General features: G+C 47.4%; 12 protein-coding genes and 1 tRNA gene. 2 read left to right on the top strand and 11 right to left on the bottom strand.

The genetic code is table 11. The features are described 5' to 3' along the window. A partial coding sequence (locus tag MES37_RS19370) for an AraC family ligand binding domain-containing protein (protein ID WP_237932410.1) occupies window positions 1-583 on the bottom strand: 583 nt, incomplete at its 3' end. 449 nt (window positions 584-1,032) lie between these two features. Between MES37_RS19370 and MES37_RS19365 the strand changes: the two genes are divergently transcribed. Further along, window positions 1,033-1,120: transfer RNA gene (locus MES37_RS19365), tRNA-Ser, on the top strand. Between the two features lie 104 nt (window positions 1,121-1,224). Here the strand turns inward: MES37_RS19365 and MES37_RS19360 are convergent. The 3 genes from MES37_RS19360 to MES37_RS19350 form a co-directional block, all read right to left on the bottom strand. Continuing rightward, complete coding sequence (locus MES37_RS19360) at window positions 1,225-4,338, bottom strand: efflux RND transporter permease subunit (protein ID WP_121813916.1); 3,114 nt, start codon at window positions 4,336-4,338, stop codon at window positions 1,225-1,227. Window positions 4,339-4,349: 11 nt separating this feature from the next. Beyond that, window positions 4,350-5,504 carry an efflux RND transporter periplasmic adaptor subunit gene (locus tag MES37_RS19355; protein WP_064548018.1) on the bottom strand — a complete coding sequence of 385 codons (1,155 nt, stop codon included), beginning with the start codon at window positions 5,502-5,504 and terminating at the stop codon, window positions 4,350-4,352. A gap of 82 nt (window positions 5,505-5,586) precedes the next feature. Next, window positions 5,587-8,697: an efflux RND transporter permease subunit gene (locus tag MES37_RS19350; RefSeq protein WP_064548019.1), complete on the bottom strand. Its 3,111-nt coding sequence runs from the start codon at window positions 8,695-8,697 to the stop codon at window positions 5,587-5,589. 239 nt (window positions 8,698-8,936) lie between these two features. Between MES37_RS19350 and MES37_RS19345 the strand changes: the two genes are divergently transcribed. Next, window positions 8,937-9,554, top strand: a complete 618-nt coding sequence (locus tag MES37_RS19345; RefSeq protein WP_064548021.1) for a TetR family transcriptional regulator — start codon at window positions 8,937-8,939, stop codon at window positions 9,552-9,554. A gap of 100 nt (window positions 9,555-9,654) precedes the next feature. Here the strand turns inward: MES37_RS19345 and chbG are convergent, their stop codons facing one another. From chbG to phoH, 7 genes are all read right to left on the bottom strand, one after another. Further along, entirely contained in the window at window positions 9,655-10,416 is a 762-nt protein-coding gene (chbG, locus tag MES37_RS19340; RefSeq protein WP_237932408.1) for a chitin disaccharide deacetylase, read from the bottom strand. A gap of 45 nt (window positions 10,417-10,461) precedes the next feature. Next, window positions 10,462-11,805 carry a 6-phospho-beta-glucosidase gene (locus MES37_RS19335; protein ID WP_034494411.1) on the bottom strand — a complete coding sequence of 448 codons (1,344 nt, stop codon included), beginning with the start codon at window positions 11,803-11,805 and terminating at the stop codon, window positions 10,462-10,464. Between the two features lie 137 nt (window positions 11,806-11,942). Continuing rightward, window positions 11,943-12,779, bottom strand: a complete 837-nt coding sequence (gene chbR / locus MES37_RS19330) for a transcriptional regulator ChbR (protein WP_064548025.1) — start codon at window positions 12,777-12,779, stop codon at window positions 11,943-11,945. 13 nt (window positions 12,780-12,792) lie between these two features. Further along, the gene (gene chbA / locus MES37_RS19325; protein WP_064548027.1) at window positions 12,793-13,140 is read right to left on the bottom strand and encodes a PTS N,N'-diacetylchitobiose transporter subunit IIA; all 348 of its coding nucleotides are present in this window, start codon (window positions 13,138-13,140) and stop codon (window positions 12,793-12,795) included. A 77-nt stretch (window positions 13,141-13,217) separates the two neighbouring features. Further along, a complete protein-coding gene (chbC, locus tag MES37_RS19320; protein ID WP_121813918.1) occupies window positions 13,218-14,576 on the bottom strand; it encodes a PTS N,N'-diacetylchitobiose transporter subunit IIC in 1,359 nt (452 codons plus the stop codon). Window positions 14,577-14,664: 88 nt separating this feature from the next. Then, window positions 14,665-14,988 carry a PTS sugar transporter subunit IIB gene (locus MES37_RS19315; protein WP_064548032.1) on the bottom strand — a complete coding sequence of 108 codons (324 nt, stop codon included), beginning with the start codon at window positions 14,986-14,988 and terminating at the stop codon, window positions 14,665-14,667. Between the two features lie 265 nt (window positions 14,989-15,253). Further along, window positions 15,254-16,042, bottom strand: a complete 789-nt coding sequence (phoH, locus tag MES37_RS19310) for a phosphate starvation-inducible protein PhoH (RefSeq protein WP_202914377.1) — start codon at window positions 16,040-16,042, stop codon at window positions 15,254-15,256. Between the last annotated feature and the right edge of the window lie 733 nt (window positions 16,043-16,775).

Below are 16,775 nucleotides of genomic sequence, written 5' to 3'. Positions count from 1 at the left end.
GATTAATACTTTCATTTTCATATTGCGCATGGAAAGCTGGTGTTTTATTAAATATACTATTCAGTAACTCTATGAATTTTATATAAACACTTGGCATATCCAATTCACTTGCTTTTTTGATAAACTCCATAAAACTGGTAAAATTATCAATAATTTCTAATGGGCATGAAGTTTGATAAACAACTTTCTTGTTGTCAGGCAGTAAAAATGATGACAAGTGTTTATATAAGTTTAGATCACAGTCTAAATAATATTCCTTCCAGGATGGCTGGCTTTCGCAATGACTGGAGTGTTTGTATTCTGGTTTTCTTAAAAAAACAGAACCTTTCTTCAAATGATGCAACTGATCCTGAGAGTCAACATAAGTACCCTTACCTTCTATAACAAGGACTAATGAGAAGTAAGGGAACGTTACATTGATATGTTTTTTTGTTTTTCCTTCTCTGTCAATATAACCACACCCAATCCAACTACCACTATTTCCAAGCGCTTTTGAATAGTTCACGGATGCCGTTGTTTTTGAAGAACTCTCAAGTGGTTCAATAAATGGGACTTTAATCTGATATTTATGTCTGTTTTCCATTTCTCATCTTTTCAACATATTGAATATAGAAAATTAACTTGTCCAATTACATTTATTTACGGCTTTCAAGCATTAGAATACTTTATATACTACGGGCTTTTATTCAACAAAAAAATATCACTCCTGGGTTTAAAGATATGCTCATTGGGACATTTCAATATACAGATCACACATTTAAAACTTTATCTAAAATTAAACGAATTCACCGCGCTTACCACCCCCTCTTGAGAAACCAATCATCCACATACTGTTCGCGGTACGAAAAGGGCATCTTTCAGATGTTAGAGTTACCTTCAGCATCTATGCTGGCGTTTTATTCACCTCATTCTCAATCATCGTTCACACCTTAACCGAACGGTACATAAACCAAAGATTAAACTTGACCGAATGAGGTTGAATCCCTATAGTAGCGCCCCGTTGCCCCCAGAAGTTGGCAACAAAAACAAAACGGTGAGGTGTCCGAGTGGCTGAAGGAGCACGCCTGGAAAGTGTGTATACGGCAACGTATCGAGGGTTCGAACCCCTCTCTCACCGCCATATTTAAAGAGAAAGTCTGAATTCACGTTCAGACTTTTTTTTCGTCTGTAGTTTGTGGTTTTGTCGGATAAAAAAACCCGAACCTAAGTTCGGGCTTTTACATGTTAGTCAGTGTTACCTTTGCTAAATCGCTCTCGTATCACCACAAAGAACACCGGTACGAAGAAGATAGCCAACAGGGTTGCGGATAGCATCCCTCCCATCACGCCGGTCCCAACCGCGTTCTGCGCACCACTACCGGCACCACGGCTAAGAACCAAAGGCATCACCCCTAAAATAAACGCTAATGATGTCATCAGGATTGGGCGTAAACGCATTCGCACTGCATCCAGCGTGGCTTCCATTAACCCTTTACCCTCTTTTTCCATCAAGTCTTTGGCGAATTCAACAATCAGTATCGCGTTCTTCGCTGATAGCCCAATCGTCGTCAGCAACCCGACCTGGAAATAGACGTCATTATTCATGCCGCGCATTGCCGCCGCTAACAGTGCCCCAAAAACGCCAAGTGGCACCACCAGCATCACCGAGAACGGTATCGACCAGCTTTCATAAAGTGCTGCGAGGCACAAGAACACCACCACCAAAGAGATAGCGTAGAGTGCAGGTGCCTGGTTTCCAGAAAGCCTTTCCTGATACGACATTCCGGTCCAGTCATAGCCGATACCGGACGGTAATTGAGATGCCAGTTGTTCCATCAGTATCATCGCGTCACCGGTACTTTTACCCGGAGCAGCCTCGCCTAATATTTCCATTGATGGCAAACCGTTATAACGCTCCAGACGTGGTGAACCGTACATCCAGTGAGATGAAGAGAATGCTGAAAGCGGTACCATTTGCCCGCTGCTACCGCGAACATAAAGGTTATTGATGTCCTTAGGCAGCATGCGGAAACGGGCATCAGCCTGCACATAAACCTTCTTCACACGGCCATGATCGATAAAATCGTTCACGTAAGTGCCGCCCAATGCACTAGCAATGGTCTGGTTGATATCCGTAATGCTTACACCGAGTGACTGTGCTTTTTCCTGGTCGATTTCCAGTTTGTACTGTGGAGTATCTTCCAGCCCATTCGCACGAACACGAGTGAGGATATCAGGATGTTTTGCCACCATGCCCATCAGTTGGTTACGCGATTCAGTCAGTTGCTGGTGCCCAAGGTTTGCCTGGTCAATCAGTTCAAAGTCAAAACCTGTGGCGGTACCCAGTTCCATGATGGCGGGTAAGTTAAACGGGAATATCATGCCATCACGAATTTTGCCGAACGCTTTGGTCGCACGTTCAACGATGGCGCCAACCGCATTCTCCTTGCCGGATCTTTCATCCCACGGTTTCAGGCTAATAAATGCAATCCCGGAGTTTTGCCCCTGCCCACTGAAGCTAAAACCGTTTACGGTAAATACCGATTCAACATTGGCTTTTTCGGTACCAAGATAATAGTCAGTAATCTGATCGAGCACTTTCTGCGTTCTTTCCTGGGTTGCCCCCGCAGGTAATTGCACCATCGTCATAAACACGCCCTGATCCTCCTCGGGCAAGAATGAGGTCGGCAAGCGCAGAAACAGAAACGCCATACCGGCAACAATAATCAGATACAGCAGCAGATAGCGCCCAGTATTACGCAAAATGTTGCTGACACTGTTGGTGTAGTGATTGGTGCTGTGATTAAACTTTTCGTTAAACCAGCCAAAAAAGCCCGTTTTGTGATGCGTTTCGGCAGTAACCGGTTTTAGCAATGTGGCACACAATGCCGGAGTAAGGATCAGTGCCACCAGTACCGACAGCGCCATGGCTGAAACGATGGTAATCGAGAACTGGCGATAAATAGCGCCGGTCGAACCGCCAAAGAAAGCCATCGGAATAAAGACCGCCGACAATACCATCGCGATCCCGACCAGCGCCCCTTGAATCTGGCTCATCGACTTCTTAGTGGCTTCTTTTGGCGAGAGATGCTCTTCAACCATCACGCGTTCGACGTTTTCCACCACCACAATCGCATCATCTACCAACAGGCCGATCGCCAGCACCATACCAAACATGGTGAGCGTGTTTATCGAGTAGCCAAACGCGGATAAAACTGCAAATGTCCCCAGTAACACCACCGGTACTGCAATCGTTGGGATTAAGGTCGCACGGAAGTTTTGCAGGAACAAATACATCACCAGGAATACCAGGATGATGGCTTCGAACAACGTTTTCACCACTTCATGAATGGAGATTTTCACAAACGGTGTAGTGTCGTACGGGTAAACCACTTTCATCCCTTGCGGGAAAAAAGGTTGTAGCGAGACCAATTTCGCTTTGATCCCTTCAGCGGTATCCAGCGCATTTGCACCTGTCGCCAGCTTAATACCCAAACCAGCAGCGGCCTGCCCATTAATTTTCGCCACTGTGTTGTAGTTTTCCCCCCCTAGCTCAATACGGGCGACATCACTTAAATGCACCACCGAGCCATCCGGATTCACTTTCAGCGTCACTTTGCCGAACTGTTCCGGGTCACGCAGACGCGTCTGGGCAATAATCGAGGCGTTAAGCTGCTGGTTTTTCACTGCAGGCGTGCCACCGAGTTGCCCCGCAGCAACCTGGTCGTTCTGCAGTTTTAACTGATTCACCACATCGCCCGGGTTGAGCTGGTATTTGTTCAACGCCCCCGTATCCAGCCAGATACGCATCGCATACTGCGCACCAAACAACTGCACATCGCCAACCCCGTTGGTCCGGCTGATAGCATCTTTGAGATTCGACGCCACATAATCGGAAATGTCATCCTGGGTCAGGCTTGGGTTGTCAGAGATAAAGCCCGCCACCAGTAAAAAGCTGCTGGAGGACTTTTCAACGCTAATGCCCTGCTGCTGCACTTCTTGCGGTAATAACGGCATCGCCAGTTGCAGTTTATTTTGCACCTGAACCTGGGCAATATCCGGGCTGGTGCCTGATTTAAAGGTCAAGGTGATCGTCACGCCACCAGCGGAGTCACTGGTAGAAGACATGTACATCAGGTTATCGATACCGTTCATATTCTGTTCGATAACCTGCGTCACTGTGTCCTGCACCGTTTGCGCATCCGCACCCGGATAGGTTGCCGTTACCGCAACCGCCGGAGGTGCAATCGTCGGATACTGCGCGACCGGGAGTTGTAATATCGCAAGCGCGCCAGCAATCATCAAAATGATCGCCAGCACCCAGGCAAATATTGGTCGTTCAATAAAAAAATTAGCCATTTTCCAGAACCTTAGCGTGTTTGGGTAGCAGCGCTATCCTGTACCACCTGTACAGCAACACCGGGACGAACGCGTTGAAGCCCACTAACGATGATTTTCTCACCAGGCTTAATGCCTTTTGTCACCAGCCATTGATCTCCAATCGCCTGAGGTGCGGTCACTTCGCGGACTTCTGCTTTGTTATTCTGATCAACCACCATCACGGTGGCGTCACCGCGAGGATTACGCGTCACACCTTGTTGCGGCACTAAAATCGCGTCCGGCTTAATGCCTTCGTCAATTTTTGCGCGCACATACATACCCGGCAGTAACTGGTGCTGCGGATTCGGGAATACGGCACGTAAAGTAATGGAACCGGTGGTTTGATCGACCGTCACATCAGAAAACTCCAGCTCGCCGTTTATCGGGTAAAGCTGGCCATCTTCCATCAGCAGTTGCACCGCAGTTTTTCCATTAGCTTTCTGCAGGCTACCCTGCTCAACCGACTGCTTTAACTGCATAAAGTCATTGCTGGATTGCGTGACATCGACATAAATCGGGTCAAGCTGTTGAACCGTTGCCAATGAAGAAGCCTGACCATTAGTGACCAGCGCCCCTTCGGTGACATTCGACTTACCAATGCGCCCGTCGATAGGAGAAGAAACTTTGGTATAGGCGAGATTAATCCGCGCATTTTCTACATCCGCTTGCGCCGCTTTCACTTCTGCATCAGCTTGCTGAGCGGTTGCGACTGCCTGATCGTATTCCTGTTTGCTGATGTAATTGGTGCCAAGCAATGGCACATAACGTTTCACCGTCAGATGCGCAATATTCGCAGCGGCTTTTGCTTTAGCGAGCGCCCCTTGCGCACTGTTCCATGCAGCCTGGTAAGGAGCAGGATCAATCTGGTAGAGAGAGTTTCCCGCAACAATATCGCTGCCTTCGACAAAATTGCGCTTCAGGATGATGCCACTGACTTGCGGACGAACTTCCGCCACGCGGAACGCGTCAGTACGCCCAGGAAGTTCAGTCGTCACCGCCAACGGAGCCGCTTTAGCGATATAGACATTGACCTGCGGCGCAGGCAATGCAGCCTTTTCGTCGCCTTTATCATTACAACCCGCCAGAATTCCCGCTGCGACCAGAAGTACCGAAGGCAGGATGATGAACTTGCCATATTTCTTCATTACGATTCCTTAAAGCATGATTCTTGAAGTAAAAACTTGCAGTCCGGGGGCAAAGAAAAGCGCCCCTGACAATGAAATCCTGTTATTTCGCCTTACCAAAACGGCGACTTATCACGACGAAAAATACCGGGACAAAAAAGATCGCCAGCAGCGTGGCAGAAACCATGCCGCCCATCACGCCAGTGCCCACGGCATTTTGCGCACCACTTCCCGCGCCATCGCTGATAACCAGCGGCATCACGCCCAGCATAAAGGCCAGCGAAGTCATCAGAATGGGGCGCAGGCGCATGCGTACCGCATCGAGCGTGGCTTCAATTAACCCTTTGCCTTCTTTGTCCATCAGGTCTTTGGCAAACTCGACGATAAGAATCGCGTTCTTCGCCGACAGCCCGATAGTGGTCAGTAACCCAACCTGGAAGTAGACGTCATTGTTCAAACCACGCAGCGCGGCGGCCAGCAGTGCACCGACCACACCAAGCGGTACAACCAGCATGACTGAGAAAGGGATCGACCAGCTTTCATAGAGTGCAGCGAGGCACAAGAAGACGACTAATAATGAGATGGCGTACAACGCCGGAGCCTGGTTGCCAGATAGACGTTCTTGATAAGACATTCCCGTCCAGTCAAAACCGATTCCAGTGGGGAGTTTCGCCGCAAGATCTTCCATTAGCAGCATCGCTTCACCAGTACTTTTACCCGGTGTGGCTTCACCGAGAATTTCCATAGAAGGCAGACCGTTGTAACGTTCGAGGCGTGGAGAACCATAAATCCAGTGCGCGCTGGCAAATGAAGAGAATGGCACCATTTGCCCACTGCTCCCACGCACGAACCAACTGTTAATGTCCTGCGGTAACATGCGGTTCTCCGCACGCCCTTGCAGGTAAACTTTCTTCACTCGCCCGCTATCAATAAAGTCATTAACGTAGGTACTGCCGAGGCCGGTAGCGATCGTCTGGTTAATATCGGAAATGCTCACCCCCAGCGACTGGGCTTTCTCCTGATCGACTTCCAGCTTAAATTGCGGGGTATCTTCCAGCCCGTTCGGGCGAATACGAACCAGCATATCCGGACGTTTTGCGATAGATGCCAGCAACTGGTTTCGCGCCTCGGTCAGCGCTTTATGCCCAAGGCTCGCCTGGTCGATTAACTCAAAGTCAAAACCGGTGGCGGTTCCCAGCTCGGTAATCGCAGGTAGGTTGAAGGCGAAAACCATGCCATCGTGGATTTTGCTAAATTCACGAGTGGCACGCCCGACAATCGCCCCCACTTCATTCTCTTTGCCAGGGCGTTTATCCCAGTCTTTCAGGCGCACAAAAGCCAGACCATTGTTCTGACCTTTACCGCTGAAACTAAAGCCGTTAACGGTAAATACCGAATCAACGTTTGCGGATTCTTTGGTCAGATAGTATTGGGTTATCTGATCCATGATTTTTTCGGTTCTGGCTTGTGTTGCCCCGGCAGGCAACGTCACCATAGTCAGGAACACCCCCTGGTCTTCTTCGGGTAAAAATGACGTAGGTAAGCGCATGAACAATACCGCCATTCCGACTACAATCAGGACATAAAGCAGCATGTAGCGCCCGGTGCGGCGCAAGATCAGCTTTACGCTGTCGGTATAATGATTGGTGCTTTGTTCAAAGCGAGCGTTAAACCAGCCGAAGAACCCAGTGGTTTTACCATGACTGCCTTTAGCAACCGGTTTGAGCAAGGTGGCACACAGGGCCGGTGTCAGAATTAGCGCGACTAAAACCGAAAGCGCCATCGCCGAGACAATTGTTATCGAGAACTGGCGATAGATAACGCCTGTAGAGCCGCCGAAAAAGGCCATTGGGATAAATACTGCCGACAGCACCATGGCAATCCCCACCAGCGCGCCCTGTATTTGCCCCATTGATTTTTGTGTCGCTTCTTTCGGTGAAAGCCCCTCTTCCACCATCACGCGTTCGACGTTTTCTACCACCACAATGGCATCATCCACCAACAAGCCTATCGCCAGCACCATGCCAAACATCGTCAGTGTGTTTATCGAATAACCAAACGCGGCCAGAATGGAAAAGGTCCCCAACAACACCACCGGCACGGCAATAGTCGGGATAAGCGTAGCGCGGAAGTTCTGTAAAAACAGATACATTACCAGGAACACCAGCAAGATAGCTTCGAGCAGAGTTTTGAACACTTCGCGAATGGAGATTTTGACGAATGGCGTGGTGTCGTAGGTATAGACAACGTTCAAACCGTGTGGGAAGTAACTTTGAAGTTTAGCCATTTGCGTCTGCACCGCTTTGGCGGTATCCAGCGCGTTAGCGCCAGTGGCTAATTTAATCCCCAGACCGGCGGCAGGTTTGCCATTGTAGCGGGCGATCACGTTATAGTTTTCGCCGCCTAGTTCAATCCGCCCGACATCGTGCAGTTCAACCCTGGCACCATTCGGCTGCACTTTAAGTAAAATGTGGCCAAACTGTTCCGGATCGCGCAGACGGGTTTGGGCAATAATAGAAGCATTGAGTTGTTGGTCTGCAATGGCGGGCGTTCCGCCAAGTTGCCCGGCAGCAACCTGTGCATTCTGAGTTCTAATCTGGTTAATCACATCTAGCGTGGTTAACTGGTATTTATTCAACTGATTAGGATCGAGCCAGATCCGCATCGCATACTGCGCACCAAAAAGCTGCACATCGCCAACCCCTGCGGTACGGCTGATCGGGTCTTTGATATTAGAAGAAATATAGTCGGCAATATCGTCCTGACTCATGCTGCCATCTTGTGAGATAAACCCAGCCACCATCAGGAAACTGCTGGAGGATTTTTTAACACTGATCCCCTGTTGCTGGACTTCCTGTGGCAACAAAGGCATGGCGAGCTGAAGTTTATTTTGTACCTGTACCTGAGCGATATCCGGATCGGTACCTGACTTAAAGGTCAGGCTCACCGTCACGCTACCCGAGGCATCGCTGGTTGAGGACATGTACATCAGGTTATCCAGGCCGTTCATGTTCTGTTCGATAACCTGGGTCACTGTATCCTGAACGGTACTGGCGTCCGCCCCCGGATAGGTTGCATTAATGGCAACAGCTGGAGGGGCGATTGTCGGGTACTGCGCCACTGGCAAATTAATGATGGACAGCACGCCAGCCAGCATCAAAATGATCGCCAACACCCAGGCAAATATGGGGCGCTCGATAAAAAACTTCGCCATGTGAAGAGTTCTCTGTTAAAGGTCTAATTCTGTGACGGATATAGTGACCGGAAGCTTAACAGAGGCTATTAAGATTAATGATTCATGCGTGTATGTATAAACTTATATTCCTGGACTGGACTTCGAAAAAATTAAAGCACACAATAATTTCGCTTTTTACCTGAATCTCTACTAATAGAAAAACAAATCGTTAAACATGTTAATTCTTGTAACTAATATCCACAAAGAGTTAATTTATCATGGCAAGAAAAACAAAATCAGAAGCGTTAAAAACACGTCAACATTTAATTGATGTCGCGATCACACTATTTGCTAAAAAAGGCGTTTCGACAACAACACTGGCAGACATTGCTGATGCGGCTGGCATGACGCGTGGCGCGATTTACTGGCACTTTGACAGCAAAGTGTCACTGTTTAATGAAATCTGGAATCTTCAATCCAGTTTTGCACTGGAAATAAGACGTAAACTCAAAACACAAACTCATGACAACGATTTACAATTATTCCGTGAAATCATCATTGAAACATTAAAATTCATTTCAACCGATCATCGCCAGCGTGAGTTACTACAAATTCTTTACCATTCGTGCGAATTTAATGGGGAGATGTATTCCGAGCGGGAAATAAGGGAGCGTATTTGGTTTAATCGGGAAAGAATGAAAAAGTTATTGCGCAATTGTATATCAAAAGGGTTAATTCCTGTTAATACCAATATAGAACTCATGATTACCATTATTCACGGTTATCTCAGTGGTATTGTCAAAAACTGGCTGATGCGACCGGAGAATCTTAATCTTAATGAACAAGCCCCAGAAATCGCCGACAACCTGTTGGTGATGCTGAGAAAATCTGCCTGAATGGGTGATAAAAAGGTGATAACTGTTGGATGACGCTACGCTTATCCAACCTACGTTTTGTAGGGTGGATAAGCGTAGCGTCATCCAACAACAGAAAGTCTTACAAATCCTTGAACGACCCTAACCGATAGCCGCGTTCCGCTATCGCATATTTAAGTGAAGCAGAAGTTAATACATCCAGTTCAGCCAGACGTGGGTAGCAATATTTGCTGGCCAGAATAGTGTTATCGATAAATGAAGGGTGGCACATCACTTCAAGCGACAGCTCACCGCGCGCCATAGCCCGATCGAGGGTGTCGAGAAATAGCATTTCGGATATCGAGTCACCATAAAAACCACTGTCAAAGCCCTGAGTGGTTTTTACACCCAGCGGCTCCAGCCCATCGGCTTTAGCGGCATCATAGTCAAAGCGCAGCGGAATGCCTTTCGCCTTCGCGAATGCTTCAACAATTGGGTAGATTTGCGGAATCATATGCACATGATGATGGCTATCGATATGCGCAGGTTTGCGGCCAAATAACTCGACGAATTTCGCAAACTGGCAAGCCAGTTCATGTTCAATTTCCGCCAGCGGCAACGTGCCTTCCTCAGCGCGTTGCCAAATCCATTTGCCCAATTCACCCTTCTCATCCACCAGCCCCGGCATGGCAGACAGCGGACGGCCTAAAGTCAGCACAAAGTGCATACCAATCGCCAGACCAGGATGTTTTGCGCTTAGCGCAACGGCGTGTTCAATCCCCTGGCCGTTAACCATCGCGGTGGTCGACGTCACCACGCCATTGGTGAAAGCATCGATAATTCCGTAATTTTGCGCTTTACACAGCCCAAAATCGTCCGCGTTAACAATTAATAACTTATCCATTGTCGCCTCGGTAAGCTGCCTTCCCCATTCAGGGAAGGCCTCCGGTTATTTAAGTGCAGCAATTGCCTGCGCAAAGTTTGGCAGATTTGCTTCGTGCGCAAGCAACAGGTCGCGGGCAATTTTCTCTGCGTCTTTATCTGAGTGGATAAGCGGGCTTAAATTCAGTGCCAGCAGCACGTCGTTAAAGTTACCGCTAAGTGCCGCTTCGCTTGCTGCGACTTCAAAGCCTTTGATGGTGTAAATCAGACCCAGCACTTTCTCATCAAAATGCGTGATGCGTGGAGTGGGTGTTGCGCCATCGCGACCGATAGTGCAGGTCATTTCTACCGCCCAGTCAGCCGGAATATTATCCACATGACCGTGATGCGGTACGTTGACGTAATGCTCACTTTGCTTGTCGTTGTAAATGTCGCTAATCACTTCGCAAGCGGCGTCAGAGTAGTAAGCCCCACCGCGCAATTCCAGCTCTTTTGGCTTCACATTCAGAGCCGGATCTTTGTACAGTTCGAACAGTTGTTTCTCGACTTTCTGGACGACAGTAGCGCGCGCGCCGCCTTTATAGAACTCGCCCATTTCGATAGCCAGCATCTCTTTTTGCTTGAAGTAGTAGAGCAAATAAGAGCACGGAAGCAGACGCAGAGAACGAATCAGACCTTCACTGAATGGCAGATCAAAGATATTTTTCACCGAACCTGCGGTAAGCGTACCTGACGCCACACCATCAAGCAGTTCATCAAAGCGAGAAGTGCCATTAACGATGACATCTTTGATGAACACCATGTGGTTCAGACCGAACAAGTCGATATTCAATTCATCGGTTGGCGCGAGTTTTAACACATCTTTAATGAACATCTTCATGCCCACCGGAATGTTACACACGCCAATGAATTTCTTGAAATCTGTGTGGCGATAAACCGCTTCAGTCACCATACCGGCTGGGTTGGTGAAGTTAATCACCCAGGCATCCGGACAAATTTCTTTCACATCATTAATGATGTCGAAAATGACCGGAATAGTACGCAGGCCTTTAAACAGACCACCGGCACCGTTAGTTTCCTGGCCCAAATAGCCATAACTTAGCGGGATGCGCTCATCCAGTTCACGGGCTTTCAATTGGCCAACACGCAATTGGGTAGTGACAAAGTCGGCGTCTACTAGCGCTTCACGGCGGTCGAGCGTTTTATACAGCGCAATCGGCACAGCAGCGCGTTCAATCATACGCAAGCAAAGATCAAAGATAATATCTTGTTTCTCTTTACCAGCTTCAACATCGACCAGCCATAATTCAGTAATCGGCAATTCTTCGTAACGTTTAATAAAACCTTCGAGTAATTCAGGGGTATAGCTGCTACCACCACCGATTGTAACGACTTTCAATTTTTTACTCATGAGGACTCCGGTACAAGTTTATTGCACTGTAAATTAAGACAGCGATATAGATGTATTATTGAGGGTTATATCCGACGATTGTCATATTGGATATAGTTATCAACCCTCACTAATACATTCACAGGTTATTAATATAATCACTTAATGCTGTATAACTGCTTCCGATAATGCTGAGGTGTAAACGACGTTAACTTTTTAAAGTTTTTGATAAACATACTGGCACTACTATAACCTGACTCGAAAGCAATATCGGTGACGGAATAGTTGGTAATCTCCAGTTGCTTCTTGGCAAAATTAATTCTTATCTCATTGATGATCTGCATCGGCGTTTTGCCGTAATGGCGTTGCGTGGCACGGGTTAGATATTCTTGCGACTTACCGGCCAACTCCACCATATTAACTAATGCTTTATCACCAAACATTGACTTACCGTGCATCTGCTCGACAGTGTTTTTCAACCAGACAGGAATATCCCCCCCTGACTCTGATTCTTTGTGATGGCGCAGACGATTAACAATATAAAACGTCACCATTTCCAGAAACTCATTAAACTCACCTTGTCGGAAGTTTAATGATGCCGTAACAGATTCGATATAAGTCAGAAATTCATTCTTAATCTGATAAACCTGTGAGGCAATAAAATAAGCTGGAAATAACGGTAAATAGTGCTGTTCAAAAAAAGCTTTGCTGATACCGACATTCAGGATTCGCGTCGCACCAAAATCATAAAAGCTTTGATGGTAAGAACCGAGTGGAATAAAAACAAAACTTCCTCTTTCCAGCAGCACGCGTTTACCGTTGATTTCCTGGTAATAACGCCCTGTCAGCACTACCGTAAATTCGTAGTAATCATGCTGGTGCAGCCCGGAGACACTTTCAACTTTGTTGTGGATGAACATGTGGAAATGTTGACCATCAAAAAGTTGGCTCTCACGTGCCGTGTTGATTTCCATACTGATTACCGGTGGCTGCATAAGGGACTCCAACTTATTTTATTTTTTCGTGAAGCTCAATAAGTTCTGTCACCAACTCACGTGCCAGCATCGAGGTCATCAGGTGGTCCTGCGCATGAACCAGTACAAGACTCACTTTGGTTTTGCCTTCGCCCTGGTCACCTTCAATCAGTTTGGTTTGCACCAGGTGGGCTTCGTTCAGTGCTTCACGAGACTGCCCCATCAACTCCCAGGCTTTTTCGAAATCGCCCGTTTTAGCGATTTTCAGTGCTGCATACGCCAGGCTTCGCGCCTGACCGGAATTGATGATTAAGCCCATCACCACTTCTTCAAGATCGTTAGTATCGACTTCGTTATCTACTGCGTTATCTAAGTTAAACATCAAAATCTCTCCCGGTACTTTTAAAGTGGTTGGGGACGCAGGGGCCATCCCCAACCAAAACTATTCAGAATTTAAGATTAGAATTTCAGTGCGTTAGCAATATCTTCTTCGCTTTCTTCTTCTTCAATCACCGCCTGCGCTTTGTTCGACAGGATAACGAATGGCATGTAGACACATGTCGCGACACCCAGGTTAAACAGAGCCACTAACAGTGCTGCGATACTACCGTTACTGTTGAAGAAGGCACCCAAACCGGTAGGCATGGTCCACGGAGCCAGGTTAGTGACCGGTGGAATGATTCCCAGTGAGTAAGCCGCAAGTGTAATTGCTGCCAGAATCGGCTGAACCAGGACAAACGGGATAAACATAACCGGGTTCATGATGATTGGCAGACCGAACAGAATAGGTTCGTTAATCTGGAAGATGCCTGATGGCAGTGCCAGTTTCGCTACCTGACGGTGATCTGCACGGCGCGAAACCATGAAGATGGCGATAATCAGACCCAGTGTCGCACCAGAACCACCCAACAGGATGTAGGAGTCGAGCATTGGTTTGGCCCAGAAGTGGAACTGTTTGCCAGCATCAATCGCAGCCTGTACAGAACCGTACTGGTTGTAGAGAGCGATGTTTTCCAGCGCCCACGGAGTCATGATTCCGTTGTCCAGCGCGGTCAGCGCCAGTGAACCATGCACACCGAAGAACCACAGCAGGGAGTTGAAGATAACGTACGCCCAGCCCACTACCGCACCCATCGACGCCAGCGGCGTAGAGATGGAATCCATAATGATCTGGTGGAAGTTGCTACCGTGATTGGCCAGCAGCCAGGAAATAATCCCGAAAATAGACAGGATCAGGAAACCTGGAATTAATGCTGAGAATGACCTCGATACCGAAGTCGGTACGCTATCAGGCAAAGTAATAACCCAATTGCGGCGGATAACAAAAGTAAATAGCTCCGCGACGACCAGGCCAATAACAATACCGGAAATAATATTCTGACCACCTAACCAGTTAGCCCCTACCGCATAAGCTTCGCCTACGCTATATGGAGTCACAGTCATAAATGCCGCTACGGATAATAAACCGGCTGCAAGTGGATCAACTTTACGTTCTTCAGCAAGTGCCATACCAATGAAAAAAGGAGCCATTAGCGACATAATACCTAACGTACCGTTATATACGTTGCCGCCAATGGCTTTTAACCCATTAAGGGTTTCAATGGTCGAGGGGTCTAAACGAATACCTAAGGAATAGAAAAAGGAACCGGCACCAAAACTCAGAAAGACGTTATTGATTAATACAAACATGGCCCCGGCAAGGGTCAATGGCATTAATTTGATGAAACCATTTTTAATTGCGTTGACGTGCGGTTGCTTCCCAATTTTCACTGCGAAAGGAAGCAATATCTTTTCAAGTGAATCAATGACTTTACTCATTTGGAATTTCCTTTATTGCCGCAAGTTTCTTGCGGCCAGGTTGTGTAAGGTCGTTCTTTGACGGAAAAATAAAACAAAAGGTAAAAAATTAACTATTAGCAGCTGCTTTCTTGATTGATGCGACGGCTGCTTTCAGCACGCCTAATCCATCAATTTTGCCGTACATTGCCGAATCAATAACTTCGACAGTTTTACCAGGTAATACTTTTTGAATTTCTGGAAGCATATAAGCGATTTGTGGTCCAAGTAATACCAAATCTGCATCCTTGCCTTTTTCCGCCGCCAGAGTTTCAGGCCAGGCTTCAATAACAACGGGTACTTCGTACTTCTCTGCCTGCGCCTTCATTTTTGATACCAGTAATGAAGTGGACATTCCAGCAGAACAAAATAGGTAGATACGTTTTTTAGTCATAATAGTTTCCTCACGTTGCAATGGCCTGCATGTCGGATATCAGCACACCCCACACCTGCAAAAGCAAATCATCATTGGTAAGTTCTGATTGTGTCTGGTTGTAAGGAGTATACGGCAACATTCTGGCGGGGAATAATTTTGAGGAGCCTATAATTGTCTCTCCTTGACCATCCATTTTGATACCCTTCACATTTTGGGCAAATAATTCGCGCAAAGAAAAAAGCCCAAACAGAGTTTGGGCTTTACGAATCTATCACACCAGAAATCAGTCGTAGGCATTCAACGTGCGCTGGCAAAGGGCTGAGCGCACACAATCTTGTTTGCCAAATCGGACGACACCGATCATTTCATCTTCTTCAAAACGTGCCAACGCATCACTCAGGCCGGACTGAACACCACGTGGTAAATCACATTGCGTGATATCGCCATTGACGATCACCGTCACGTTTTCCCCAAGGCGCGTTAAGAACATCTTCATTTGCGCTGCGGTGACGTTCTGCGCCTCATCCAGAATAACCACCGCATTTTCGAAGGTACGTCCGCGCATATAGGCGAACGGCGCGATTTCTACTTTACCGATTTCGGGACGCAGACAGTACTGCATGAAAGACGACCCTAAACGTCGCACCAGGATGTCATACACCGGGCGGAAATAAGGAGCGAATTTTTCCGAAATATCCCCGGGTAAGAAGCCGAGATCTTCGTCAGCTTGCAGGACCGGGCGGGTAACAATAATCCTGTCGACATCCTTATGTATCAGGGCCTCAGCGGCTTTTGCCGCACTGATATACGTCTTGCCGCATCCCGCTTCGCCGGTGGCGAATATCAGCTGTTTTTTCTCGATGGCATTAAGATAGTGCTGTTGAGCCTCATTTCGCGCCGCTATTGGTGAATTATCACGGCAATCCCTGGCCATGCCGATAGATTCAACGCCGCTCATCTGCACAAGCGATGTGACCGATTCCTCTTCGCGTTGTTTGTGGCTACGCGAATCCCGTCTCAGCACACGTTTTGCTTCACGACGAGCTTTGATCACTGCTTTCTGTCTTCCCATGGATGGCACCTTACAGTTGGTTTCATTTCCCGCGTCACTTTCAGTCACGCGATTATGCTTACTAACGGATGAGGTTTGGCTTCCTTTTAAGCCATGAACTGCCGGTTGAGAGGATGCACCAGTTAGACGAAATACGCCGCTTAGCGCATCGTTGACACTTTGAGTTGTTAAGGAGTTTGGGTTTTTAGCGGTGAAGACAGCGAAGCCGGAGGAGAAGCCTCCGCGCTGGATGGTGCGGGTAAGATGTCTCGTTAATCGTCCAGTACAGGACCCTACCATGCGCTGTCTCCATTGTGATTAAAATTCACAGCCGGGAACTACCGCTCGTGCTTTAAGTACATCAAATTTTATCTTAAATGCAACACTTATTTTACTTTAATTCAACATTAGCGTTTCGTCATGCGCTGAGTCAATTTATGCCACAGAAATATTACACTTTTATATCAGCCGCATAGTCATAGGAAATGGGGATGAATAGCTGGTGTGTGAATTGTTAGCAAATGAAACATTAGCAGGAGAAGGAATTGCCCTCTTGCAAGATAGCTGTCTCTTAGACACAACTCTCCCTGGCAATCTTGTCAGGGTGAGATCTGTAAGCCTCGCTGATTTTCCGTTCACCCGTGTGTTCAGTTATCTCTTTAATTCCCGCAAACGGTGAACGTATCAAGGGGTTAACGCCAACCCCTTGATAATCCAGGCGCCCGGCAAATCAATCGCCGCTAAAGCGGTAAAC

The organism is Buttiauxella sp. S19-1 (genome assembly GCF_022134725.1).
GTDB classification, from domain to species: domain Bacteria; phylum Pseudomonadota; class Gammaproteobacteria; order Enterobacterales; family Enterobacteriaceae; genus Buttiauxella; species Buttiauxella ferragutiae.
Note: the sequence above shows the minus strand (reverse complement) of the source record. Positions and strands in the feature narration are given on the sequence as shown.